Annotated in this window: 25 protein-coding genes and 2 tRNA genes; 10 read left to right on the top strand and 17 right to left on the bottom strand. The window is 40.2% G+C overall.

What is annotated here, in order from left to right; genetic code table 11:
* Positions 1-12: 12 nt before the first annotated feature.
* On the bottom strand, positions 13-1,911 hold the full coding sequence (locus E3D00_RS04390) for a S9 family peptidase (RefSeq protein ID WP_141460287.1): 1,899 nt from the start codon (positions 1,909-1,911) through the stop codon (positions 13-15).
* A gap of 150 nt (positions 1,912-2,061) precedes the next feature.
* Here E3D00_RS04390 and E3D00_RS04395 point away from each other — a divergent pair, with 150 nt between their 5' ends.
* Positions 2,062-2,646, top strand: coding sequence for a DedA family protein (locus E3D00_RS04395; RefSeq protein ID WP_141460289.1), 585 nt, complete (start codon positions 2,062-2,064; stop codon positions 2,644-2,646).
* Between the two features lie 13 nt (positions 2,647-2,659).
* Positions 2,660-3,616 (top strand): SDR family oxidoreductase, encoded by a 957-nt coding sequence (locus tag E3D00_RS04400; RefSeq protein ID WP_141460291.1) that lies wholly within the window; start codon positions 2,660-2,662, stop codon positions 3,614-3,616.
* Positions 3,617-3,642: 26 nt separating this feature from the next.
* On the opposite strand, the gene hemJ is transcribed toward E3D00_RS04400, so the two are convergent.
* Genes hemJ through hemE form a run of 3 tightly spaced genes read right to left on the bottom strand, consistent with a single transcriptional unit; the run spans position 3,643 to position 5,836 of the window.
* The gene (gene hemJ, locus E3D00_RS04405; protein WP_141460294.1) at positions 3,643-4,089 is read right to left on the bottom strand and encodes a protoporphyrinogen oxidase HemJ; all 447 of its coding nucleotides are present in this window, start codon (positions 4,087-4,089) and stop codon (positions 3,643-3,645) included.
* Positions 4,086-4,790, bottom strand: a complete 705-nt coding sequence (locus tag E3D00_RS04410) for an HAD family hydrolase (RefSeq protein WP_141460297.1) — start codon at positions 4,788-4,790, stop codon at positions 4,086-4,088. The genes hemJ and E3D00_RS04410 overlap by 4 nt, the downstream gene beginning before the upstream one ends.
* Positions 4,787-5,836 carry a uroporphyrinogen decarboxylase gene (gene hemE, locus E3D00_RS04415; protein ID WP_141460299.1) on the bottom strand — a complete coding sequence of 350 codons (1,050 nt, stop codon included), beginning with the start codon at positions 5,834-5,836 and terminating at the stop codon, positions 4,787-4,789. The genes E3D00_RS04410 and hemE overlap by 4 nt, the downstream gene beginning before the upstream one ends.
* A 349-nt stretch (positions 5,837-6,185) precedes the next feature.
* Here hemE and E3D00_RS04420 point away from each other — a divergent pair, with 349 nt between their 5' ends.
* Positions 6,186-6,797: a Maf family protein gene (locus E3D00_RS04420; RefSeq protein WP_141460301.1), complete on the top strand. Its 612-nt coding sequence runs from the start codon at positions 6,186-6,188 to the stop codon at positions 6,795-6,797.
* A 70-nt stretch (positions 6,798-6,867) separates the two neighbouring features.
* Positions 6,868-6,943, top strand: a tRNA-Ala gene (locus tag E3D00_RS04425).
* A gap of 19 nt (positions 6,944-6,962) precedes the next feature.
* Here the strand turns inward: E3D00_RS04425 and E3D00_RS04430 are convergent.
* Positions 6,963-7,436: an aminoacyl-tRNA deacylase gene (locus tag E3D00_RS04430; protein WP_141460303.1), complete on the bottom strand. Its 474-nt coding sequence runs from the start codon at positions 7,434-7,436 to the stop codon at positions 6,963-6,965.
* Positions 7,437-7,540: 104 nt separating this feature from the next.
* Between E3D00_RS04430 and E3D00_RS04435 the strand changes: the two genes are divergently transcribed.
* Genes E3D00_RS04435 through E3D00_RS04450 form a run of 4 tightly spaced genes read left to right on the top strand, consistent with a single transcriptional unit; the run spans position 7,541 to position 10,303 of the window.
* Complete coding sequence (locus E3D00_RS04435) at positions 7,541-7,960, top strand: lytic transglycosylase domain-containing protein (RefSeq protein WP_246091499.1); 420 nt, start codon at positions 7,541-7,543, stop codon at positions 7,958-7,960.
* A 55-nt stretch (positions 7,961-8,015) separates the two neighbouring features.
* The gene (locus tag E3D00_RS04440) at positions 8,016-8,852 is read left to right on the top strand and encodes a metal ABC transporter solute-binding protein, Zn/Mn family (protein WP_141460305.1); all 837 of its coding nucleotides are present in this window, start codon (positions 8,016-8,018) and stop codon (positions 8,850-8,852) included.
* Positions 8,845-9,504, top strand: coding sequence for an ATP-binding cassette domain-containing protein (locus E3D00_RS04445; protein ID WP_246091500.1), 660 nt, complete (start codon positions 8,845-8,847; stop codon positions 9,502-9,504). The genes E3D00_RS04440 and E3D00_RS04445 overlap by 8 nt, the downstream gene beginning before the upstream one ends.
* Complete coding sequence (locus tag E3D00_RS04450; protein WP_141460309.1) at positions 9,491-10,303, top strand: metal ABC transporter permease; 813 nt, start codon at positions 9,491-9,493, stop codon at positions 10,301-10,303. Before E3D00_RS04445 ends, E3D00_RS04450 begins: the two co-directional genes overlap by 14 nt.
* 189 nt (positions 10,304-10,492) lie before the next feature.
* On the opposite strand, the gene E3D00_RS04455 is transcribed toward E3D00_RS04450, so the two are convergent.
* The 5 genes from E3D00_RS04455 to rfbB are packed head-to-tail and all read right to left on the bottom strand — an operon-like array spanning position 10,493 to position 14,979.
* Entirely contained in the window at positions 10,493-11,482 is a 990-nt protein-coding gene (locus E3D00_RS04455; RefSeq protein WP_141460311.1) for a glycosyltransferase family 2 protein, read from the bottom strand.
* Positions 11,483-11,513: 31 nt separating this feature from the next.
* Positions 11,514-12,401, bottom strand: a complete 888-nt coding sequence (rfbD, locus tag E3D00_RS04460; RefSeq protein WP_141460313.1) for a dTDP-4-dehydrorhamnose reductase — start codon at positions 12,399-12,401, stop codon at positions 11,514-11,516.
* A gap of 21 nt (positions 12,402-12,422) precedes the next feature.
* Positions 12,423-12,974, bottom strand: a complete 552-nt coding sequence (gene rfbC / locus E3D00_RS04465) for a dTDP-4-dehydrorhamnose 3,5-epimerase (RefSeq protein ID WP_141460315.1) — start codon at positions 12,972-12,974, stop codon at positions 12,423-12,425.
* Between the two features lie 56 nt (positions 12,975-13,030).
* Positions 13,031-13,903 (bottom strand): glucose-1-phosphate thymidylyltransferase RfbA, encoded by an 873-nt coding sequence (gene rfbA / locus E3D00_RS04470; RefSeq protein ID WP_181442009.1) that lies wholly within the window; start codon positions 13,901-13,903, stop codon positions 13,031-13,033.
* A gap of 20 nt (positions 13,904-13,923) precedes the next feature.
* Positions 13,924-14,979, bottom strand: a complete 1,056-nt coding sequence (gene rfbB / locus E3D00_RS04475; RefSeq protein WP_141460319.1) for a dTDP-glucose 4,6-dehydratase — start codon at positions 14,977-14,979, stop codon at positions 13,924-13,926.
* 205 nt (positions 14,980-15,184) lie between these two features.
* Between rfbB and E3D00_RS04480 the strand changes: the two genes are divergently transcribed.
* Complete coding sequence (locus E3D00_RS04480) at positions 15,185-15,874, top strand: histidine phosphatase family protein (RefSeq protein ID WP_141460321.1); 690 nt, start codon at positions 15,185-15,187, stop codon at positions 15,872-15,874.
* A gap of 18 nt (positions 15,875-15,892) precedes the next feature.
* Here the strand turns inward: E3D00_RS04480 and E3D00_RS04485 are convergent.
* The 6 genes from E3D00_RS04485 to mnmE all read right to left on the bottom strand — a co-directional run bounded on the left by E3D00_RS04485 (position 15,893) and on the right by mnmE (position 21,451).
* Positions 15,893-15,968, bottom strand: a tRNA-Lys gene (locus E3D00_RS04485).
* 75 nt (positions 15,969-16,043) lie between these two features.
* The gene (locus E3D00_RS04490) at positions 16,044-16,925 is read right to left on the bottom strand and encodes a ParB/RepB/Spo0J family partition protein (RefSeq protein ID WP_141460323.1); all 882 of its coding nucleotides are present in this window, start codon (positions 16,923-16,925) and stop codon (positions 16,044-16,046) included.
* Between the two features lie 5 nt (positions 16,926-16,930).
* Positions 16,931-17,734, bottom strand: a complete 804-nt coding sequence (locus E3D00_RS04495) for a ParA family protein (RefSeq protein ID WP_141460325.1) — start codon at positions 17,732-17,734, stop codon at positions 16,931-16,933.
* On the bottom strand, positions 17,724-18,305 hold the full coding sequence (gene rsmG / locus E3D00_RS04500; RefSeq protein ID WP_141462372.1) for a 16S rRNA (guanine(527)-N(7))-methyltransferase RsmG: 582 nt from the start codon (positions 18,303-18,305) through the stop codon (positions 17,724-17,726). The genes E3D00_RS04495 and rsmG overlap by 11 nt, the downstream gene beginning before the upstream one ends.
* Positions 18,305-20,158 (bottom strand): tRNA uridine-5-carboxymethylaminomethyl(34) synthesis enzyme MnmG, encoded by a 1,854-nt coding sequence (gene mnmG, locus E3D00_RS04505; protein WP_141460327.1) that lies wholly within the window; start codon positions 20,156-20,158, stop codon positions 18,305-18,307. The genes rsmG and mnmG overlap by 1 nt, the downstream gene beginning before the upstream one ends.
* 3 nt (positions 20,159-20,161) lie before the next feature.
* Positions 20,162-21,451 (bottom strand): tRNA uridine-5-carboxymethylaminomethyl(34) synthesis GTPase MnmE, encoded by a 1,290-nt coding sequence (mnmE, locus tag E3D00_RS04510; RefSeq protein ID WP_141460329.1) that lies wholly within the window; start codon positions 21,449-21,451, stop codon positions 20,162-20,164.
* A 108-nt stretch (positions 21,452-21,559) separates the two neighbouring features.
* Between mnmE and E3D00_RS04515 the strand changes: the two genes are divergently transcribed.
* Positions 21,560-22,012, top strand: coding sequence for a methylated-DNA--[protein]-cysteine S-methyltransferase (locus E3D00_RS04515; RefSeq protein ID WP_141460330.1), 453 nt, complete (start codon positions 21,560-21,562; stop codon positions 22,010-22,012).
* 32 nt (positions 22,013-22,044) lie between these two features.
* Here E3D00_RS04515 and rho read toward each other — a convergent pair whose 3' ends face one another.
* A complete protein-coding gene (gene rho / locus E3D00_RS04520) occupies positions 22,045-23,337 on the bottom strand; it encodes a transcription termination factor Rho (RefSeq protein WP_141460332.1) in 1,293 nt (430 codons plus the stop codon).
* Positions 23,338-23,341 lie beyond the last annotated feature (4 nt).

Genomic DNA, 23,341 nt, shown 5'->3' on the forward strand with positions numbered 1-23,341 from the left:
TATGTTTACCTATTATTTAAATACACTTTGGTAAAAATTTAACTCTCTCACTAGAGCATCCTCAATAACTTCCTTTTCCCTAAATCCATGGCCTTCTTCAGGGTAAATATGTAAAGAAGAATCTTTTAACTTCTCTTTCATAAGCTCTGCTTGAGATAGAGGAACAACTTTGTCGTTGCCTCCATGTAAGAACAAGACAGGAACATTTATTTTATCCGCTTGAGTTAAAGGAGAACGTTTTACGTACACTTGTTCTTTTTCAGGATAAGGACCGATTAAACTATCTAAATAACGAGCCTCAAATTTATGCGTTTCAGCAACCAATGCTCGCAAATCTGTTACGCCATATAAAGATGTTCCCGCTACAAATACGGAAGACTGGGCTAATGCAGACAATACCGTTAAACCGCCGGCGCTACTTCCTCGGATAACACATCGTTTTGGATCAACCCATCCTTGGTCAATAACAGCTTGGGCTCCTGCTATACAATCTTCAACATCAGCAACACCCCACTCGCCATCGAGCAATTCTCTGTATTTTCGTCCAAAGCCGGTAGAACCACGATAGTTTACATCTAAAACAGCGAACCCTCTGGATGTCCACCATTGAACTTTAAACGCAAAACCTGGATTAGAACGACCTGTTGGTCCTCCATGTACGATAACAACAAGTGGGGGTTTTTCATTTTCTATCAATGAATATTTACTACTCGTCGGTGCATAAAATAACGCATATGCTTCTATGCCGCCTTTCGTCGTAAATGTTATCGGTTTTGGTATAGATATATCATCTGGCATAATGCCGTCTGGCAAACGAACACTGACCTTAAAACGATCAAATTTTCCTGTTTCTAAGTCTCCCAATGCGAGAGCAGGTGGAGCATTTTCAGGCGTGTCAATCCATGCGAACATTCCATTCTCTAGCGGTTCTGGAACGTTAAAAGGCGCTCCTAAATTTATTTTTTTCCATTCTTTCCCACAATAAAGAAACGTTTTATTCAAACCATTTTCTATACCCAGTGCAATAATTTTCGAATCTGTTAACGGAACATATGTTCTTTGGCCAAACACCCAGTGAGGAAGGCCTATTTCTGCACCAGCATCAGGTAAATTATCCTTTACCCACTCTTCATTCTGATGAGTAAATCTGACTGGTGTCCATCTACCATTTTCATCTGACGTAGCGTAAAGTGTTTTTTCATCGGCCCATCTTGGTTCAATAATACTACACGTCTTACCAAAATTAAGACAAATGGCAGATCCTAATGTTTTCTTTTCTGAACTGAATGATGCCACATACAACTGAGTAACTGTCCATGGCATTTCAGGATTATTCCACGTAAACCATGCTAAATACTTCCCGTCAGGAGAAAGACGAGGGGCTGCATAAAAATCATTCCCTTTGTCTAAAACAGTTTCCTGACCTTCTAAGCTAATATAAAAAATTGTAGACTCAACTATATTCTCTTTATGTAATTCTTTTATACAAAAAAAACCTTTTCCAACATTATCCCATTTTAAATCAGCATATCTTTTTTCATTTTTATCTTCATTTTTTATAATATTTTTTGTTTTATTATCAAAAGAAAGCCAAACCCCACCTTCTTTACTATCACTATAAATAACTTCTGGAATATTATTTTTTAATCGAACATCCCAAGCCCCTCCACCATATTCATGCACTCGGGTGCCAACTTTTCGCTCTGGAGGTGTTAAATCAAACATATTCCCTTCAGGAGAGCGGCCGACCACGACTGATCTTCCATTTTCTTCAGGTCTTCCTTCTAACCAAAAAACCCAATTTTGAACTGTTTTTATCTCTGAAAAAGAAATGTTTTTCCCTGCCACTAATTCGGGAGTTACCCAAGAAGGCCAATGTCCTGTTGAGAAAAGTTTTTTTTGATTGACCATTTTCCAACCTTCTTGTGATGTCCTAAGATAACAAAATCTGTAATATATCTTTTAACATTCTAACTTAAGGATACGAAACTGTTTCATCTCACTCACATTCTTGCGCATCTTTTACAGCAATATGGTTACAGCGTTATTGGCTTAACTGTAATGTTTGAAAGTATGGGCCTACCTTTACCTGCTGAAAGCTTGATTATTGCTTCTGCACTATATGCAGGAAGCACTCATCAGATGCAGATCCAATGGATTGCGCTTGCTGCTATCATTGGCGCCATTATGGGAGATAACTTTGGTTATCTTATTGGCCATCATTTTGGTTACAATCTTCTACAAAAGCACGGTAAAAAAATAGGTCTTACCGATGAACGCCTTCTTTTAGGACGGTATTTATTCAAAAAACACGGTGGAATTGTTGTTTTTTCTGGCCGTTTTCTAGCACTTCTACGTGTCTTTGTTGCTCTCCTTGCTGGTGCAACACGCATGCCATGGCATTCTTTTTTATTCTACAATGCTCTTGGAGGTATTTGCTGGGCCGGCGGATATTCCTTTATTACATATGAACTCGGCAAACAAATTGAAAAACTTTCTGGTCCAGTTGGCATAACATTGGGTATTATTGGCGTCACTTGTATTATTCTTATTTTTCTTTTCCTAAAGAAAAATGAAAAACGCCTCACAGATGAAGCATTAAGAGAAGCTAAAAAAGACGAAAACTCCTTTAAACCCCAATCTTAAATAGGATCTTTTGATGAAGCACTCTTCGAAAAAAATCTGGTCTGTTAATGAGTTAAATAGACTAGATGGGAAAACAGCTATCATCACTGGAGCCACAAGTGGACTGGGTTTTGAAATAGCCTGTGGCCTTGCAACTTGCGGGGCAAACATTATCCTTACCGGTCGAAATAACGATAAAGGTTATCAAGCTCTCGATCATCTTTATCGTCGTGTCCCAAGTGCACGAGCTTTATTCGAAAACCTTGATTTAGCTTCTCTTTCTTCAATTGCTTCTTTTGCTCATAAGCTTAAAGAAAGAAATAAACCTATACATCTTCTTGCAAATAATGCAGGCCTCTTTGGACCTCCTCATAGATTAGAAACAGAAGATGGTTTCGAAATACAATTTGGAACAAATCATTTAGGACATTTTGCACTAACTGGTCGTCTTCTACCTTTATTGGCTTCTGGGAATGCAACAATTATGACTGTTTCTTCCTTGGCTGCACTGAAAGGACAATTACCTTTTGGTGATTTAAACGCTCGTCATTACTACAGTGCTCGCGCTCGTTATCGACAAAGTAAACTTGCAAACCTTCTTTTTTCTCTTGAGCTCAACAGACGTGCTCAAAAAGCACCATGGCCTATTCACTCAAGAGCAGCCCATCCAGGTTGGGCTGCAAGCAATATTTTTTCAAATAATACTTTAAATCAAAAAAAATCAGTATCTGGTCTTCTTATAAAACATCTAGTTAAGCCAGTTTTCAATCATATGAGCCAAACCGTAGAAGAGGGTGCTTGGCCACTTCTTTATTCTCTTGCTTCTCCTTATGCAGAAGATGGAGAATATTACGGCCCTCAAGATAAAAAAGAACGTCTAGGCAACCCTGGATTGGCCCAAGTTCCTATACTTGCCCAAGATCAAAAGATAGCTAAACGATTATGGAATATTTCTGAAAATATGACAGGAGTTAAATACGGATTATTATAAATCCGTTACCTTCTTTCAAAATATATTTATGGTCTTACAACAATCATAATAACTAAAATAATCATCAAAACCGTTGGAACTTCATTCATCATTCGATAGAATTTTTCTGAATGATTATTTTCATTTTTATAAAATAATTTTCTCCATTTTGAGCACGCTCCATGAAAAGACACTAAACCAAAAACACATATTAATTTTACCCACCACCACATGCTGTACCAATCAATAACATCTGGTATAGAAGCCATAATGACACCAACCATCACTGTTACAATCATAGCTGGTGTCATTATTTGTTTGAGCAGCTTACGTTCCATCACTTTAAAGCGCTCATCTTCTGCTGTACCCGCAATAACTTGGGTATGGTACACATATAATCGAGGTAAATAAAACATTCCTGCCATCCAAGCTGTGAAGGCCATAATATGCAATGCAAGCAACCAGCTTAAATGAATGGCAAAAAAATTTATCATTGACTTTGCTGTTCCTCTAACACCTTTCCTAATAACGGCGCTAACTCTGATAAATGATTAATTTGAACGAAGCCTTTTACAGGCCAAAAAGGAGGTAACGCTTCTTCTTTAGAACGAAGAAGAATACAACTCATTCCAGCACGTCTTGCTGCTTCTGCTCCTGTGTCACTGTCTTCAATAACAACACAGTTTTCTGGCATTACTCCTTCAGCTTGAGATGCGTACAGATACACCTCAGGAGAAGGTTTTGGAGCTCCCATATCATTTGCTGAATGTATTCTATTTTCCTCAAAAAACTGCGAAATTCCAGAAATTTTAAACTTCACTTCCATTTCTTTTAATGAAGAATTTGAACCCACACGAAATGGCATTCGTAAAGACACAATATCAGCAAGCATTTCTGGCGATCCATCAATAGGAACAGCCATTTTTTCCATAACTTGTACAATTTTTTTTCGCAAATTAAGTGCCGAATTTTCTGGTAAAGAACGTCCTAAATCATCTTCTAATTCTTTTATGACCTGAGGAATGGCTTTCCCCGCAAAACGACGAAACGCCTCTTCATCTGAAATATTCAAGCCTTGAGATCGTGCAAATTCTGCTGTTGCATGATTGGATGGACGTTCACTATCAACTAAAACACCATCACAATCAAAAATAACAAGCTTTAACTTACCGTTAGCATCAAGAGCTGTTGTCATAAACCACGCACCGTTTTTACAAGTTCTGCAACATTTTCAGGGGGTGTATGCTGCATAACACCATGACCTAAGTTAAAAACATGAGGTTTTCCACGCAGTTTATCTCGTATGGATAAAGCTTCTTTGCGAAGATTTTCTCCCCCTGAAAACAAAATCATAGGATCCAGATTACCCTGAAGGGTGACATTAGGGACTAATTCAGAAACTTTGGCAGGATCAGCAACTGTATCCAACGCTAATGTTTTTACACCAGTCTTTTCAACATATTCCTTAACCATTACCCCTCCAAGACGAGGGAAACCAATGATTGGAATTAAAGGATAACGCTTCTGAATATGAGCAACAATTTGTCGTGTAGGTTCAATAACATACTTCCTAAAAGCTGAAGGTGGCAAAATTCCAGCCCAAGAATCAAATAACATAACAGTTTCTGCACCTGCTTCGATCTGACCACAAAGCATTTCTGCTGTACCAATCGTTAATTTTTCTATTAATTTATCAAAAAGAACAGGTTCTGTTTGCATCATTTTGCGAGTAACCGCAAAATCTTTTGAACCACCTCCTTCAACCATATAACACGAAACCGTAAATGGGCTTCCTGCAAAACCTAATAAAGTTGTCATTTGAGGAAGTGATTTTCTTAAACGTGACAACGTTTCCCGGACAGGTGCGGTAATGTCTGGAACACGCGAAAGGCTAAGTTTTTCAAGATCTGAATAAGATTTTATTGCGTTTAAAACGGGTCCACGCCCTTCAATAAATTCTAAAGATTGGCCCATAGCCCAAGGCAAAATCAAAATATCTGAAAATAAAATAGCCCCATCCATCGCGTAGCGACGAATAGGCTGTAACGTTAATTCTTCAGCCATATCAGGCGTCATACAACGTGTTAAAAAGTCTGCCTTTTCACGCATTGCTCGAAATTCAGGAAGATAACGCCCAGCTTGACGCATAAGCCATATAGGTGGCGGCCAAACTGCTTCCCCATTTAAAGCTTTCAAAAGTGGTTTTTGTGATGGAGCTAAAGAGCTTTGTTCAGAATTCATACGACCATTAACCATAAATAAAAAAAGAAAGAAATTCTGAAGTGTTATATGATCCTTGTGGATATCGGGGTACCCGGCTTTCTAAAAATGTACCCCAACTTATTCACACTGTGTACAACTTTATAGCTTAATGTTTTCTAAGGCTCTAGAAATTTGTCCCGAATTACCCACAGAAGCTCTGTGTACAACCCACAAAAATTAGAAGCGTACCAAATAATCCACGGTACTCGGTACTGTTTTTTCTCTCCTTAGTACTATCCCCATGTACCCCAGTACTGACACAATCATTCTACCTTTTTATTGCTGAATTTTTTATATCTGATTCTTCATAACTTCTGGATTCGTTAAAATGACTGCTACGAATATTTCTTTATATCTAGCAAGTGGCTCTCAGATTCGGCGTGCTTTGCTCGAAGAGAGCGGTTTATCTTTTTACACGAAGCCTGTTGATCTTGATGAAGAAGCCGTGAAAGAAAAATGTATGGCAGCAGGTTTTTCATTAGCAGAGACAGCTTTAGAGCTTGCTCGCAGAAAAGCTTTATTAGCTGCTCATTATTCTCCAGCAGGATCTTATATTATAGGAGCTGATCAAATCTTAGATTTAGACGGTGAGATTTTTTCAAAACCACGCAATATGAAAGAAGCGCGTGACCATTTAATCAAATTAAGAGGAAAAACACATTTTTTGCATACAGCAGTGGTTTTATATCAGGGGAAGAAAAAAATTTGGGAACATATAGAAAAACCAAAGTTGAAAATGAGAAGGTTCACAGATAATTTTTTAGATACTTATCTTGATGTGGAAAAAGAAAAAATTCTTTCTTCTGTAGGAGCCTATCGACTTGAAGGTCCAGGGATACAGCTCTTTTCCTCAATAGAAGGGCATTATGATTCTATACTCGGTCTTCCTAGGATGGGGCTTTTTGAAGTTTTAAGAAAAGAAAAAATCTTAATATCATAAGATTAACTCTTGTAAGTCAGAAGGCATCCTTATATAGGCTTGTTATCTGTTCTTCTGAACAGGTCAAAGTGGGGCCATAGCTCAGTTGGTAGAGCGCTTGAATGGCATTCAAGAGGTCGTCGGTTCGATCCCGATTGGCTCCACCAGAGATTAATATTTAAGATGTTATTTTATGAAATTCTCTTGAATAGCATTCGTTACGATTACTGCATCATTAGAGTTTATTTCCAATAAAAATCCTTGTTTCCCTCCATTGATAATAAGAGGGGAGCCGCCCATAATGCTTTTTTCAAAAGCCGTAGGAACAGATCTTTTTTGTCCAAAAGGGCTAACACCACCAATTTGATAGCCTGTTAATTTTTGGACATCTTCACGCTGCATCATTTTGGCTTTTTTCCCACCAAAAATTTGTGCGACACGTTTAAAATCAACTTCTTTATTTGCTGGTAAAACAACACAGGCTGGATGTTGATCTACTTTTATCATCAGAGTTTTAAGAACATGGTCAGGAGAATGATTTAGAGCAGCTGCAGCTGCTATTCCTAATTTCTCGACAGAGGGATTATACTCATAGACATGAGTTTTATAGGGAATATTGAGAGCATCAAGTAATAATGTTGCGGATGTTTCTATTGTCATATCAATAAAGTTTCATTTTATGTAAAAAATAATCAGAGTAGAAGATATTATAACGGTATGTTATTTAATAAGGAATAGATTTTTTAAAATAAGCGCAGGTGAGTGTGGCCTCTAATATTATGGCCTGTATGTTGGCTGCTTCCATACATTATCATATTCCGCCGGGAGTTCTTCCTGCTATTCAAAAGGTAGAGGGCGGACAAATGGGGCATGTTAGTCATAATAGTGATGGGTCTGTTGATATTGGTTTAATGCAAATTAATTCGAGGTGGATTCTTCCTATATCAGCTCAATTACATGCGTATCCTGCACAAATTGCAACGCAATTAGCTCTTAATCCGTGTTTTAATATTGAAACAGCTGCTATGATTTTAAGAATGGCTTTAAAAAGAGAGCATGGTAATTTATTAAAAGCGATAGGGGACTATCATTCGCAGACCCCAATTTTAAATATTTTATACCAAAGAAAAGTTATAGCTGCAGCTGCACAAAGTTATGTGCGTTCTCGAGGCAAAAGAGGATAGCCAGAGTATAATTGTTATTTTATAACATCTTTTTTTATTAAAGAAGGGGACATTCATGCGCTATTTCCAGATCTTTGTTTTGACTGGATTGCTTGCTTTGAGTGTTCAGCCTGCTTGGGCAAAGCCTCTTTCGGTTGTGTGTGTTGAGGCTGCATGGTGTGATATTGTAAAGCAGATAGGAGGAGAGGAGGTAGAAACGAGGTCTTTAATTTCTTCCCCTACTATTGATCCTCATGAAATAATTCCTACTCCATCCATGATACGTGAAATATCATCTGCTTCTGTGTTCATTATAAATGGGGCAGCTTACGATGATTGGGTTAAGGGATTTTCCTCTGAATCACGTGTAGTTAGAGTTGCAGATATAGTGGGATGGAAACCTCAAGATAATCAGCATTTGTTTTTAAATATAGATAATGTGAGAAAATTCTCATTTTATATAAAAGATAAATTTTTTAAAAATGAGGAAAATAAAGAATATAATTTATTTTTGTTAAGTTTAGATAAAATTGATCAAAAAATAAAAGAAATAAAAAAAATATCTTCTGGAAAAAAAATAGCGATGATAGAGCCTATAGGGTCTGATTTACTAGAAAATTTAAGGTTTAATATTATTGATAAAGAGTTTTCTTTATCAACTCTTTCTCATAGAGAACCCTCTCCCAAAGAAATAGCTGAAATGGAAAAATCTTTTGATAAAAGAGATATAAAATTTCTTGTTGTTAATCCATCGATCCAATCAACTGAAATTACAAGAATAACTTCTTATGCACAAAATAGATCTATTCCTTTTATTGAAATAGGAGAGACTTTACCAAAGGGTTTATCCTGGCAAGAATGGGTATTTTCTATACTAGAATCGATACAGAAAGTAATGAATGAGCATGCCTGAAGTTTTATCATTTCAGTCTGTTTCTTTATATAGAGGGAATAAAGTGATCTTGAAAGATACGTCTTTGGATCTCCCCTTATCAGGAATAATACTTCTATCAGGAGAAAATGGCGCGGGTAAATCAACTATTTTAAGGGCGTGTTTAGGTTTAACCTCGTTACAAAAAGGGAATATATTATTTGCAGGTAATAACCCAAAGGATAGTAGAAAATCCGTAGGATATATGCCTCAAAGTTTGAATGATGATGCTTTGATGATTCCTGCTATTAACCATGTTGCTTCAGGAATTGATGGAACTAAATGGGGGTTTCCTATTAACTTTAAAAGTAAAAGAAAAAAAGCAGAGCATTTTTTGCATATGACTAATTCATTAGGTTTTGCAAAACGTCCTCTTGGTTTTTTGTCAGGAGGGGAAAGGCAAAGAGTAGGTTTAGCTTTGGCGCTTACAGGAGAACCTAAGTGGTTAATTTTGGATGAACCATTCTCTGGGTTAGACCATAAATCTCAAGATGAGATAGTTTTGTTATTATTGAAATTGGTAAAAAAATTATCGTTATCCATTTTAATGACCTCTCATGAAACAAGAAGTCTAGATGGAATAGTAGATCATGTAGTTGAGTTAGAAAAAGGACAATTACATGTTCGAATATGAATTTATGCGGCATGCTTTTATAGGGTGTGCGCTTGTTTCAATAATATCGGGTCCAGTAGGTTGGTTTTTATCACTTAGACGGCAAACGTTTGCTGCTCACGCTTTGTCGCATGTTGGCTTCAGTGGCGCTGCTGCTGCTGTTTGGATGAGTATATCTCCTTTTTATGGGATGATTATTTTTACGTTAATTGCTGGTTTAGCAATGGGTGTAGAAAGTAAAAGTGATAGAAGAATACCGGTGCAAAGGGATAATGCTATTGGACTGGTATTAGCTGCCAGTCTAGGGGTAGGAACGTGGTTTCTTCATGCGGCTAATAGTTCATCATCTATAGCTACAGCATTACTTTTTGGGGATATACTAGGAATTGATACCCAAACGCTTTTTCTATTAATGATGGTAATGATTATATGTCTTTTAAGTCTTTTATTTTTAGCAAGGCCTTTATTATTTTTAAGCCTTTCTCCTCAGGTGGCTTTAGCGCGAGGAGTTCCTGTTAATTATGCCTCTCTTGGCTTTATGTGCATTACAGCTTTGGCGTGTGCTGCATGCTCAGAAATAGCAGGAATGTTATTGGCATTTAGTTTGATGATTGGACCTTCTGCTACTGCATTACGGTTAAATCTAGCCCCCCTGGCAGGGATAATATTTTCTATAATACTTTCTTTAGTTCTATCTTGGAGTGGTTTAATTCTGTCCTGGATAACAGATATACCTAGTTCCTTTTGGATAGGAATAGGTGCTGTTATATTTTATTGTTTTGCTATGGCTTGGAATAAGATTTTTAATGGTTCATCGTAGAAATAGTCCACGAGATAAAAGCAATAAATAAAGCCATTAATAGGTTCATTATGATTAATGCTTTCAAAGTAATGACAGGCACGTCTTTAGTTGTTGCTAAAATAGCTTCATCTTGTTCCATAAAACCTCCAGAATTTACGAAGCATTATATAGAATGTTTTTAGGATATAAAAGGGAAATATAGTGATATTATTTTTTTGATAATAAAAACCAAATAAAAAATATTATATTTTCATAAATTGTTTGTCGTCTTAATTCATTGTTTTTTAACAAAATAATTATTTTTTGAAAAAAACTATTTGATGAGTGAATACTATAAAGTATTTTTTTGTTTTTGATAGGAGTGTTTAAGCCAGAGAATAACAGGACATGAATATTTTTATTAAAAATATTCATGAATATTTTTGGTCCTCTCTGTAAAGCTTTTATACCTCTTTGTAAGATAGAACTTCTTGCACCGATTGCATTATTATTATGTTGTCTATAGTGACTAACAAATTTATCATCGAAAATGATATTTCCATCAAAGTAGGAAACAAGAATATAACTCCACCAATCATGTAAAACAGAAGGAGGAGAGGGGAGTAAGTTAATAATATCACGCGCTGTAGTATTAATAACGATCGTATGACCTGTTGCTATATTTTGTGTTAAAGATGCAGAAAAAGAAGGTTTCTTTTTTAAAGAAAAAGAAAGAGAAATTATATCTAGATTACTATTAGTTAAATACTGCCGAGCGCAATATAATGTTGGTTTTTTTGAATGAAGAGATTTTATTTTTGTAATAGCCCACTCGAGCTTTTGTGGGTGCCAAACATCATCTTGATCACAAAAAGCAATAAATGGTGTAGATGGAATTGCCTTTAAAAGATGTAGATATGAATTAGCAACGCCAAGCCGGTCTTTTATATCGCTAATTTCAATACATTTATCTTTACCATATTTCTTAGAAAAAGATTCTATAATAAATTTAGACTGGTCTGTAGATTGATCGTCTCGCCAAAAAATTACCCAATTTTGATAGGTTTGATTTACAATACTATTTAACTGTTCATGTAGATATTTTTCACCATTATATAATGATAAAAGTATAGCTACTTTTTCTGACAAAAAATCAGTTTCTTCCCCTTTCTGTGTATGATGAGCCCAGCGTTTGCTGCTGGATGGGGAAGAAAACATAACGGCCTTAAACTAAAAACAACTCTTTCTATTACGAAAAGAGAGATTGAACAGTCTTTTCTACACTTTCATGCCAATTTGGTAAACGGACATTGAACGTTTTTTCTAGTTTACTGTTATCAAGGCGTGAGTCTTTAGGGCGTTTAGCTGGAGTAGGCCAGTCTTCTGTTTTAATAGCGGTAATTTCTGGTAAAGCTTGTCCATGTTTTTCCGCTTCTTTTAAAGCTTTTACAGCAAGTTCATACCAAGTGGCATCTCCGCTACCTGTTGCATGGTAAATGCCTTTATAATTGTCTTTCCAACCCTCTTTGCTAATTTTGTTTAAAATATCCAAAATAGCTTTAGCAAGATCATCTGAACTGGTTGGGTTTCCACTTTGATCCCCAACAACTTTTAAAGCAGGGTTTTTTGCACCTGCATTAATCATTGTTTTTACAAAGTTTTTACCATGAGCAGAGTAAACCCAAGCTGTCCGTAAAATGATACTTTTATTATGTTGAGCTAGAACAGCCTGCTCTCCAGTTGCCTTGGTGCTACCATAGACTGTTTGCGGAGATGTAGGATCTGTCTCAGTATAAGGAGAACCTTTATCACCAGAAAAAACGTAATCTGTTGAAACATGGATAAAAGGGATATCTAGTTCTGCTGATATTTTTGCCAGAAGGGTAGGGCCCGTATTATTGGCTCTATCGGCTCCTTCTTTCTCTGTTTCTGCTAAATCAACCGCAGTCCAAGCTGCTGCATTTACAATAGCATCTGGATTATATTTTTTGACAACATCAGAGATGGTTTCAGGCTTATCAAAATCAAATTCAGGACGGCCGACACGGATAATATGATCGCCACCTAAGTGTGCAAGTGATAAAGCAAGCTGGCCATTTCCACCCGTAACGAGAATACGTTTTATTTCTTTAGACATGATAATTCTCTCTTATTTATATTAAAACCAGCCTTTAGCTTCAGAGAAATGAGGAGCAACTTTATCCTTATCGGATAAAACAGCTTCACTCTCAGAAATAGGCCAATCAATCTTCAGTTCAGGAGAATTCCAAATAACGGCTCGTTCAGAGGCTTTGTTATAAAGAGATGTGCATTTATATTGAACTTCTGTGTCTTCTTCTAAGGTGACGAAGCCATGCAAGAAGCCAGGAGGAACCCATAATTGAGACCAATTTTCAGCAGAAAGTTCGGCCGCAACCCATTTACCATAAGTTGGTGAGCCTGTTCGTGCATCGACAGCAACATCCCATATGGCTCCACGGGTAACACGGACCAGTTTTCCTTGTTCATAAGGGGCTAGTTGGCAATGTAATCCACGGACAACGCCTTTTTGACGGGAAAGGCTTTGATTATCTTGCACGAAAGGCAGTTTGATACCTGCTTCTGACATGGCATCAAAATTATATGTTTCAGAAAAAAAACCACGATTATCAGAAAAACGGGGAGGCGTAACAAGGATTACATCTGGAATTGCGAGGCGTTCAGCTTTCATGTTGAGTTCTCTCTTTTGTGATAGGGTTTAGCTAAAAGGATTAGTTTCGGCTGCCTTTAGACTCCATGATCTGCAAGCTCGAGTAAAAGACGACCCAGTTCAGTTTTCGCCATTTTTTTAGCATGCTGACGAAGCTGGTCTGCTGTAATGAATTTATTACGGAAAGCAACTTCAGCTGGAGAGCCAACTAGCATACCTTGACGGGATTGAATGGTTTGAACAAAGCTACTGGCTTGCATCAAGCTATCAGGCATACCTGCGTCCAACCATGCACATCCTCGGCTCAGACGATCAACGTGCAATGTTTGTTCTTGAAGATACATCTGGTTGAGGTCGGTAATTTCAAGCTCTCCACGAGGGCTAGGCTTTACTTTTTTTGCAAACTCAACAACTCGATGATCGTAGAAATAAAGGCCAGTTACCGCCCAGTTTGATTGTGGGTTTTCTGGCTTTTCAATAATTTCAAGAGCTTTGCCGCTTTCATCAAAAGAAACAACGCCATAACGCTCAGGATCACGAACCTGATAAGCGAAAACCGTCGCTCCTTCAGGGCGGTTTGCTGCTGCACGCAGTAATACCCCAAGGTGATCAGAGAAAATCAGGTTATCACCCAAGGCAAGAGCGCAAGGAGAATTATCAAGCCAATCTTCAGCGATAAGGAAGGCTTGTGCTAACCCATCAGGAGAGGGCTGAATACGATATTCGAATGTGACGCCGAATTGTGACCCATCCCCTAAGAGCCTTTGGAATTGGGGCATATCATGAGGGGTTGTGATGATCATAATGTCCTTAATTCCCGCTAACATAAGCGTGGAAAGAGGATAATAGATCATTGGTTTATCATAGACAGGCAACAGTTGCTTTGATGAAGCAAGCGTCATGGGGTAAAGGCGTGTGCCTGAACCCCCTGCTAAAATGATGCCTTTCATTGGCTTGGTTTCAATTGTGCTCATGCCTTTGTTCCTAATCTTTGTCCTGTATAACGTTTGGATCGGATGCCTTCCCACCATGAGCGATTATCAAGATACCATTGAACGGTTTTTCTGATGCCATCCTCAAAGTTGTGTTTTGCTTTCCAATCTAATTCTTTTTCAGCATGTGAAGGGTCAATTTCATATCTGAAGTCGTGACCTGGGCGGTCGTTTACAAAACGTATGAGACGTTCACGAGATCCAGCAGGGTCTGGTGATAACTCATCAAGAACGGCACAAATTTTCTTAACAACCTCAAGGTTGGTGCGAGGTTGGCGTGCACCAATGGCATATGTTTCGCCTGGTTTTCCAACTTCTACTGCTTTTACGAGTGCCTCGGCATGGTCCTCAACGAAGAGCCAGTCGCGAATATTCTCTCCCTTACCGTAAACAGGAAGTTCTTTTCCTTCGATGGCATTGATCGTGACAAGAGGGATTAGCTTTTCAGGAAAGTGCCATATACCGTAGTTGTTTGTGGTGTTTGTTACGAATGAAGGGAAACCATAGGTATGGTACCAAGCTCTTACCAGATGGTCGGATGATGCTTTGGAGGCAGAATAAGGACTGCGAGGATCGTAAGGAGTTGTTTCTGTGAAGGGAGGGTCATTAGGCTCAAGATGACCAAAAACTTCATCCGTAGAAATATGGTGGAAACGGAAAGCTTGCTTTTCTTCAGGTTTCAGAGTGTTCCAATATTTACGAGCCGCTTCGAGAAGGGAATAGGTTCCAACGATATTTGTTTGAATGAAAATGCCGGGACCATCAATCGAACGGTCAACATGGCTTTCTGCAGCAAGATGCATAACAGCATCAGGTTTAAACTCTTCAAATAAGCGCTGCATTTCAACGCCGTTTACAATATTGGCTCTTACATGGGAGTATCGAGGGTCAGAACTGACTTCTGCGACGGTATCTTCAGAAGCAGCATATGTCATGCAATCAACATTGAGAACAGAATGTTCAGTGTTTTTGATGATATGACGGACAACAGCTGAACCTATGAAGCCACATCCACCCGTTAATAATATTTTCACTTTAACTCCCCTATCGATAACGCGAACGAAACCTGAACTACTATAATCGTAAAAAGAGTTTATAGAGTTGCGTAGGGGATGCAAAGAATCTTTAAATTTCACATAATGTTGAGAGTGGCTGAATTATAGAAAATCAAAGAAGAAGCTATTTATAAAAAATTTGATAAGTAATTGTTTTTATAAACAATTTATATATCGTAAAAAAATGACGAGAAAAAATAAAAATATTCCCCATGTTCATTTTCTTGATGACCCTCAACTTCCTGATAATGTAACACGGTTTTGGTTGATCAGGCATGCTGTTGTTGAAGAGAATGCTCGTAAAACAATGTATGGTGCTCTTGATGTTGCGCTTTGTGAAAAAGCAATTCTCAAACAGAAAAATGGTTATATGTCTTTGGCGCAAAGACTGCCTAAAAAAGGAACTTGGTATAGTTCACCCTTAAAAAGAGCGATAAGAACGGCAGAAGAAATCCAAAAGGAAGGAGATTTTTTAAATAAGAAAGAAATTAAGATTGATTCTCGGTTTATTGAGCAATCTATTGGAGATTGGCACGGAACACCACATGATCAATTCACGGCTTTATTGAAACGTTCTCCTCATCCATTTTGGTCATTATCGGCTTCTGAAAAACCTCCGCGAGGGGAGAGTATATTGGATGTATATGCCCGTGTAGGACATGCTTTAGAGGATCTTGCTGACGAGAATGAAAGGCAGGATACCATTATAGTTTCTCATGGGGGAGCAATTCGGGCAGCTTTGGCGCATGCTCTGTCAATTCATCCTGAAAATGCATTAAGATTTACAATTCAGAATTTGTCTCTTTCAATTATAGAAAGAATAAATGGAGCATGGAGAGTAATAGCTGTAAATGAGCTGCCAAAATTTAACTGATTTTATGGAATAAAAACATGGTGGGCACACAAGGGCTCGAACCTTGGACCCGCTGATTAAGAGTCAGCTGCTCTACCAACTGAGCTATGTGCCCATGTTTTTAACAAACGTCTTATACCTAAAGAAAGATGTTATATGCAAGCAATTTGGTTGATTTTTCTCAAAAAACTTAATTTTTTTGGAGAAGGCGCATTAAGCTTTCAAATTGTTCGAGTGATTTATAGTCGATTTTGAGAGAGCCTCCCTTCTTCCCATTATAAGAAATTTTAACATTTAAGCCCAAGCGCGAAGATAAATCGGCTTCAAGTTGTATAATTTCGTTGTCACGAGTGGTTTTTTTAGGAGATTTTTCTTTAGTTGTGGCTGCAACAAGGGCCTCTGTTTGACGAACGTTTAGCTCTCGTTCAATCACAACTTTAGAGGCGGAAATCGGATCAGGATGCGCAAGAAGTGCACGTGCATGTCCTGCTGTTAATGTGCCTTGTCGTAAATGTGTTCTTATTTCTGAAGGAAGGTTTAAAAGTCTCATTGTATTCGCAATGTGGGGACGGGATTTCCCGACAGCTCCTGCGAGTTCTTCTTGCGTAAGTGTATAATCTGTCGCTAAGCGTTGTAGACCTTCTGCCTCTTCAATCGGGTTAAGGTCAGAGCGTTGTAAATTTTCGACGAGTGCTGCTGCCATAGCATCGGTATCATCGAATGCACGAATATGTACGGGCACGCTATGCAGCCCAGCTAATTGAGCGGCGCGCCAACGTCTTTCCCCAGCAATAATTTGATAACGTTCTTTATTGTGAGGATCTGGGCGGACCAAAAGAGGCTGTAAGATGCCGCGTGAGCGAATCGAAGTTGCAAGTTCTTCTAAGCGTTCTGGATTTATATCTTTACGAGGTTGAAAAGGACTTGGTTCAAGGACGTCAATGCCTAAAGAACTAATATGTTGAGAAGAATTTGTTTGAGCGCGCGTTGCTTTTGCAAGTTGAGGCGCTTGATCTCCAAGTAGAGCAGCAAGACCACGACCGAGGCGAGGGGAGGAGTCTTTTTTGGCCATGTCTGCTAACCTTTTGATTTTTCTATGTTTCTTTTGGTGAGTTCTTCTGCAAGAGCAATATAGGCTGTTGCTCCAGTAGATCGTGGATCATAGTTTAAAACAGGACTACCATGGCTTTGAGCCTCAGAAATCCGGATATTTCTAGGGATAAGAGTACTGAAGACCTGATCACCAAAAAAGCCACGAGCATCTTGAGCAACAAGTTCTGAAAGATTGTTCCGCCTATCATACATAGTCAAGACAATTCCTTCGAGATGAAGGTCTGCATTAAAAGCGCGTCGAACCCGGTCAATCGTTTTAACGAGTTGGCTGATGCCTTCGAGAGCAAAGAATTCACATTGCAGAGGAACGAGAACGCTATCTGCGGCAACGAGAGCGTTTAAGGTCAATAGGCCAAGGCTCGGAGGGCAGTCGATTAGAATAATATCGTATTCGCCCTCTAATGCTCGAAGAGCGTCTCTTAGACGGTACTCTCTTCGTTCGTCTGTAATCATTTCCAGTTCAGCACCAGCTAATTCATTATTAGCAGTGATGATGGATAAATTATCAAACTCTGTCTCAGTCGCGAGAGATTGAGGTTCAGCTTCCTGCATTAAAGCGGTATATGTACCAATATTACGCTGATCATATTCAATACCAAGGCCTGTGGATGCATTTCCTTGAGGATCTAAATCAACAAGAAGAACACGTTGTTTTAGGGCCAGCGCAGCAGCAAGATTAATGGTAGTTGTCGTTTTTCCAACGCCACCCTTTTGGTTTGTGATTGCAATAATTCGTGTAGTGGAGAGGGGAGCAGTATTAGACGACACGCGTAAAATCACTAACCTTAATAATGGAACCACCAGAGCCTGTGCGGCTAGGAAGAATTGTAGATGTCATGTGCCAGTTATTTCTGGCGTCGGTCAACTCATCTTGTGCCTTTACCCCCTTTAAAAACAAACAAAATCCATTTTTTTTCACTAGAGGCTCTGCCCAGAAAAGAAGCTTATCGAGAGGGGCTAGGGCGCGCGCTGTAATAATATCAGCTTCAGGAAGAGAGGCAGTTTCGATTCTTTTTGGGACAACGGTTACTTTCACTTCACAAAGACGCGCAGCTTCACGCAGGAAAGCGCATTTACGTTGATCTGATTCAACCAATGTTACCGGGTTTTTTGTCGCTATAGCAAGAATAAGCCCCGGGAAACCACCGCCAGAACCTAAGTCTGTTATTGTTGCACCCTCTGGAATAAGATCAGAAAGTTGGAAACTGTCTTCAATATGACGAGTCCATAGATGCTCCATATCTTTTGGACTAATCAAATTGATTTTAGTGTTCCACTCTTGGATAAGTGTAGAAAAAATTTCTAGCTTTTCCTGTGTTTCACGTGAAACAGATTTCATCATAAGGTTCTCACGTGTGCAAGTAAGGCAACTAGCGCGGCCGGTGTGACACCACGTACACGCTGAGCTGCAGCAAAGCTTGGTGGCTTTGCTTGAGCTAGACGCTCGCGCATTTCACTGCTTAGACCTCCAATGGAGGCATAGTCCAAATTGGCAGGGATTGTAATCGCCGTTTCAGAGGCGAGTTGTTTAATCTCTCTGTTTTGACGGTTTAAATAGCCGCCATATCGTGCTTCTGTCTCAACATGACGTCGAACACGCAGAGGAAGCTCTCCAAACCAAGGCGCTAACGCGCTGATTTGTGAGTGATCTCCATTGCTGGCCAGAACGTCCATAATACTGCGTCTGCGCCCATCGAGAGAAACTTCGAACCCAACATCCCGAAGTTTTTGTGGAAGAAATGTTGTTGTAGCCGAGCGATCAAGGGCAGCATCAATTTCAGCTTTTAGCAGATTGAATGAAGTTGCCCGCTCTGAAAGAACACATCCTGCATCAATGCCTTTCGGCGTTAAACGTAAATCACCATTATCTGCGCGCAGACTGAGGCGGTACTCTGCTCGGGAGGTAAACATGCGGTAAGGCTCACTAATACCATGCAGAGTGAGGTCATCAATCATGACGCCAATATAAGCCTCACTTCTATCAAGAATAAGAGGTGCATTGCCTGCAGTAGATCGAGCAGCATTTAATCCTGCGACTAAACCTTGTGCACCAGCTTCTTCGTATCCTGTTGTTCCGTTTATTTGCCCGGCAAGATAAAGACCGGGTAATTTGCGGAGTTCTAAAGAGGGGAGTAGCTCTCTTGGATCAACATAATCATATTCTACAGCATAGCCAGCTGTAACAATACGTGCATGTTCTAAGCCCGGCATAGAAGCAATCATGGCTTTTTGAACGTCGAGAGGTAAGCTTGTGCTAATGCCGTTAGGGTAAATTAAATCACTTCCTGGATTTCCCGGAAGAGCTTCTGGCTCCAAGAAAATCTGGTGAGATTTTCGGTCTGCAAACCTTACAATTTTATCTTCAATTGAAGGGCAGTAGCGTGGGCCGCGCCCAGCGATAGATCCACCATACATGGCAGAAAGATGGAGATTATCGTTGATGATGTGATGTGTTTCTTCGGTGGTATGCGTAACACGACACGATATTTGTTTGTTTTGGATATTTGCGGTCAAAGGGCTGAAGGGTTCAGGATGTGTATCCCCACGGTCTTCAGGAAGATTTTCCCAATCGAGACTGTCTTTTGCTAATCGCGGTGGCGTTCCTGTTTTGAGGCGACCCATTTGAAGATGACGTGCTTCAAGACGTTCCCCGAGTTTTGTAGACGGTTGATCTCCTATCCGTCCGGCTTTCTCTTGTTGATGACCAAAATGGATAACTCCTCGCAGGAACGTACCTGTCGTTAAGACAACAGCACCTGATCGGAATGTTTGACCATCTTCGCAAATAACACCACACACGCGCCCATCTTCTTCAATGAGATCACCCGCAGCGCCGGCTTTAATCGTAAGGTTTTTGGTTTCGGCAAGAAGGTTTTGTATTGCTGCTTTATATAAAGACCGATCGGCTTGGCAACGGGGACCATGAACAGCTGGGCCTTTAGATCGATTAAGAAGCTTAAAGTGAATTCCTGCTTGATCCGCAGCTTTCCCCATTAGTCCATCTAAGGCATCAATCTCACGCACTAAATGCCCTTTTCCAATCCCCCCGATGGCAGGATTACAGGACATAACTCCGATGGTATCGAGTTTATGTGTGAGTAATAATGTTTTTGCTCCAAAGCGTGCGGAGGCCGCAGCTGCTTCTGCCCCGGCATGGCCGCCCCCGATGACAATGACATCAAAATCGATCAAAGTTTATTTCCCGATACAAAACTGCCCGAAAATAGCATCGAGCAAAGATTCAACATCAACATGACCTGTTAGGCGACCTAAAGCATGCATAGATAAACGCAGTTCTTCGCCTCGTAGTTCTGGCCAAGTGGCTTTTTGAGCACGTTCTAAATGGACCACTGATTCTTGGATACCAGCACGGTGTCGGGCGCGGGTAAGAGGAGGGGTGCCGGATCCTGCCATAAGAGAGGAGATTTTTTCTTTGAGGAGATTACGTAACTCTTTTAAACCGAGGCCTGTTTCTGTGCTGATGCCTAACATATTTTCAGGGGCAGGTGAAAGATCGATTTTTGTTCTGATCGCTACTTCTTCGCTGGATAGGGAGGTTAGTTCTTCATCCGGTCCAATGAGATGGAGAACAATATCGGCTTGTTTCACGTGAAACAACGCACGACGAATTCCTTCAGCCTCGATTTCATCTTCTGTTTCACGTAGGCCGGCGGTATCAATGAGGCGTACACGAACACCCTCTAACACCCAATCGACAGCAATAGCATCGCGCGTTGTTCCTGCACGATGCGTAACAATAGCAGCATCGTAACCAGAAAGAGAGTTCAAAAGGCTTGATTTTCCGACATTGGGAGAGCCTGCAATGACGACAGTTAAACCTTGCCGCATGAGTTCTCCGCGTTGATCCGTAAGATGTTCAGACATTTCATGATGTAACGCATCAATCTCAGCACGGAGGGCATCTTCAACTTCTGGAGGTAAATCTTCGTCAGGGAAATCAATTAAAGCTTCTTGGTTTGCTAAAACTAAACGCAAACGTTCTGCCCAACTATTGTATAAATTGCTGAGGGCGCCATTGGCTTGTTCGAGAGCTTGTTTGCGCTGACTTTCTGTTTCAGAATCAACTAAATCTGCAATGGCTTCGGCTTGTATAAGGTCCATGCGTCCTTTTTGAACAGCACGTTTGGTGAACTCTCCTGGTTCTGCAGGACGAGCGCCCAAGTCTGTTAAGGCATCCGCAACACGCGCAATGATAGCGGGGCCTGCATGAAGATGAAGTTCAAATCCATCCTCGCCTGTATAGGAATTGGGGCCAGGGAGCCATAAAACAACAGCATGATCAAGAACTTCATCGTGATGGATTATTTTTTTTAAACTTGCGCGTTTTGGGGTGAGTGATCCGCGAATAAGAGTTTTAAGAATTTGCCCACTTTCGGCGCCACTTACACGGATAATAGCAATTGCTGCCCGGCCTGCTCCCGTAGCAAGAGCGAAGATAGTTTGAGATGAAGATGCTGTGATCATGTGTCTTTTATTTACAGGATGAGATTTGAAAGAATCTTGAGGAGGTGAAAGCAGATATATGCTAGGATTATTATAGAGTAATTTAAGAAAATATAAGGCTAAACTTCGATGCCCCAATTATCATTCCATTCCCCACTTGGGGCTTTAACTGTTAGCGAAGAAGATGGAAAGATTGTTGCCCTGGACTGGGGGTGGGGGCGTGATCAGGAAGAGACACCGCTTTTGATAGCGGTACGGGATGTTCTGGAAAAATATTTTGATGGTAAGGAAGTTGATTTTTCGCAGTTACTCTTTGCCCCTTTTGGAACACCCTATAGAGAGAAAATTTGGGACGCTCTTTTGAAGATCCCTTATGGGGAGACGCGAACATATCAAGAGATTGCAAAGCAAGTTGGTGGGTCTGCTCGTTCTGTTGGAGGAGCTGTTGGTGCTAATCCTATCCCGATATTAATTCCCTGCCATCGTGTTGTTGGGAAGCAAGGGTTGGGAGGATATTCTGGATTAAACGGGATTGTTGATAAGCAATATTTATTGACTCTTGAAAGAGGCGATAAAGAATAAAAAAGAGGGAGGTTACCCTCCCTCACGGTGCTCTAGTTATTCATTGCTTCAAAGAAATCTTGGTTGGATTTGCTGTATTTGAGCTTATCCAATAAGAAATCCATCGCATCCATTGGACCCATTGGAGCAAGAATACGGCGGAGAACCCACATTTTTGATAGTTCTGCACGGTCAACAAGAAGTTCTTCTTTTCGTGTACCAGACTTGGTGATGTCAATTGCAGGGAAGGTACGCTTATCGGAGAGCTTCCGGTCAAGGATAAGTTCCGCGTTACCTGTACCTTTGAACTCTTCAAAGATCACTTCATCCATGCGAGAGCCCGTATCGATCAACGCTGTCGCTATAATGGTGAGTGAGCCACCCTCTTCAATATTACGAGCGGCACCAAAGAAGCGTTTTGGGCGTTGAAGAGCGTTGGCATCCACACCACCTGTTAAAACTTTTCCAGATGATGGAACAACCGTGTTATAGGCACGGGCCAGACGTGTGATGGAGTCAAGCAGGATGACAACATCGCGTTTATGTTCAACGAGACGCTTCGCTTTTTCAAGCACCATTTCCGTGACTTGAACGTGGCGTGTTGCTGGCTCATCAAAGGTTGAAGAAACAACTTCACCACGTACGGAACGAGCCATATCCGTAACTTCTTCTGGGCGCTCATCAATGAGAAGAACGATCAGAAAAACATCTGGGTGATTGGCAGAAATGGATGCTGCGATGCTTTGCAGCATTACCGTTTTACCCGTGCGGGGAGGAGCTACGATAAGAGCACGCTGTCCCATACCAACAGGTGTTACAAGGTCGATAACACGAGATGTAAAGTCGCGTTGGTCTTTCTTGCCTTTTCCTTTTGGCTCAGCAGGTTGTTCTGCTTGTTCAACCTCCATTTTGAGGCGACGTTCAGGGTAAAGAGGGGTTAGGTTGTCAAAATTAATACGTGTTTTGACGACTTCAGGGTCTTCAAAATTAATAGAATTAACTTTTAAAAGAGAAAAATAACGTTCTCCATCGCGAGGAGCACGAATTTGACCTTCTACGGTATCACCTGGACGTAATCCAAACCGGCGAACCTGTGTGGGAGAGATATAAATATCATCTGGACCAGGAAGGTAATTCGCTTCGGGGCTTCGTAAAAAACCAAATCCATCAGGAAGGATTTCGAGAGTTCCCTCGCCATAAATGGCCTGATCGCGGTCTGCGAGAGTTTTAAGAATGGCGAACATAATGTCCTGCTTGCGCATGGACGAAACATTCTCAATCTCCAGTTCTTCAGCATAAGCAAGAAGATCAGCGGGAGATTTCTTTTTCAATTCGGCGAGATGCATGAAA

The sequence above is a fragment of the Swingsia samuiensis genome, from assembly GCF_006542355.1.
Lineage (GTDB): Bacteria > Pseudomonadota > Alphaproteobacteria > Acetobacterales > Acetobacteraceae > Gluconobacter > Gluconobacter samuiensis.

Bases quoted from the DNA above. Each gene is read 5' to 3' on its own strand.
- E3D00_RS04390 (WP_141460287.1), bottom strand. From the start codon at position 1,911: ATGGTCAATCAAAAAAAACTTTTCTCAACAGGACATTGGCCTTCTTGG.
- E3D00_RS04395 (WP_141460289.1), top strand. From the start codon at position 2,062: ATGTTTGAAAGTATGGGCCTACCTTTACCTGCTGAAAGCTTGATTATT.
- E3D00_RS04400 (WP_141460291.1), top strand. From the start codon at position 2,660: ATGAAGCACTCTTCGAAAAAAATCTGGTCTGTTAATGAGTTAAATAGA.
- hemJ (WP_141460294.1), bottom strand. From the start codon at position 4,089: ATGATAAATTTTTTTGCCATTCATTTAAGCTGGTTGCTTGCATTGCAT.
- E3D00_RS04410 (WP_141460297.1), bottom strand. From the start codon at position 4,790: ATGACAACAGCTCTTGATGCTAACGGTAAGTTAAAGCTTGTTATTTTT.
- hemE (WP_141460299.1), bottom strand. From the start codon at position 5,836: ATGAATTCTGAACAAAGCTCTTTAGCTCCATCACAAAAACCACTTTTG.
- E3D00_RS04420 (WP_141460301.1), top strand. From the start codon at position 6,186: ATGACTGCTACGAATATTTCTTTATATCTAGCAAGTGGCTCTCAGATT.
- E3D00_RS04430 (WP_141460303.1), bottom strand. From the start codon at position 7,436: ATGACAATAGAAACATCCGCAACATTATTACTTGATGCTCTCAATATT.
- E3D00_RS04440 (WP_141460305.1), top strand. From the start codon at position 8,016: ATGCGCTATTTCCAGATCTTTGTTTTGACTGGATTGCTTGCTTTGAGT.
- E3D00_RS04445 (WP_246091500.1), top strand. From the start codon at position 8,845: ATGCCTGAAGTTTTATCATTTCAGTCTGTTTCTTTATATAGAGGGAAT.
- E3D00_RS04450 (WP_141460309.1), top strand. From the start codon at position 9,491: ATGTTCGAATATGAATTTATGCGGCATGCTTTTATAGGGTGTGCGCTT.
- E3D00_RS04455 (WP_141460311.1), bottom strand. From the start codon at position 11,482: ATGTTTTCTTCCCCATCCAGCAGCAAACGCTGGGCTCATCATACACAG.
- rfbD (WP_141460313.1), bottom strand. From the start codon at position 12,401: ATGTCTAAAGAAATAAAACGTATTCTCGTTACGGGTGGAAATGGCCAG.
- rfbC (WP_141460315.1), bottom strand. From the start codon at position 12,974: ATGAAAGCTGAACGCCTCGCAATTCCAGATGTAATCCTTGTTACGCCT.
- rfbA (WP_181442009.1), bottom strand. From the start codon at position 13,903: ATGAAAGGCATCATTTTAGCAGGGGGTTCAGGCACACGCCTTTACCCC.
- E3D00_RS04480 (WP_141460321.1), top strand. From the start codon at position 15,185: ATGACGAGAAAAAATAAAAATATTCCCCATGTTCATTTTCTTGATGAC.
- E3D00_RS04490 (WP_141460323.1), bottom strand. From the start codon at position 16,925: ATGGCCAAAAAAGACTCCTCCCCTCGCCTCGGTCGTGGTCTTGCTGCT.
- rsmG (WP_141462372.1), bottom strand. From the start codon at position 18,305: ATGAAATCTGTTTCACGTGAAACACAGGAAAAGCTAGAAATTTTTTCT.
- mnmE (WP_141460329.1), bottom strand. From the start codon at position 21,451: ATGATCACAGCATCTTCATCTCAAACTATCTTCGCTCTTGCTACGGGA.
- E3D00_RS04515 (WP_141460330.1), top strand. From the start codon at position 21,560: ATGCCCCAATTATCATTCCATTCCCCACTTGGGGCTTTAACTGTTAGC.
- rho (WP_141460332.1), bottom strand. From the start codon at position 23,337: ATGCATCTCGCCGAATTGAAAAAGAAATCTCCCGCTGATCTTCTTGCT.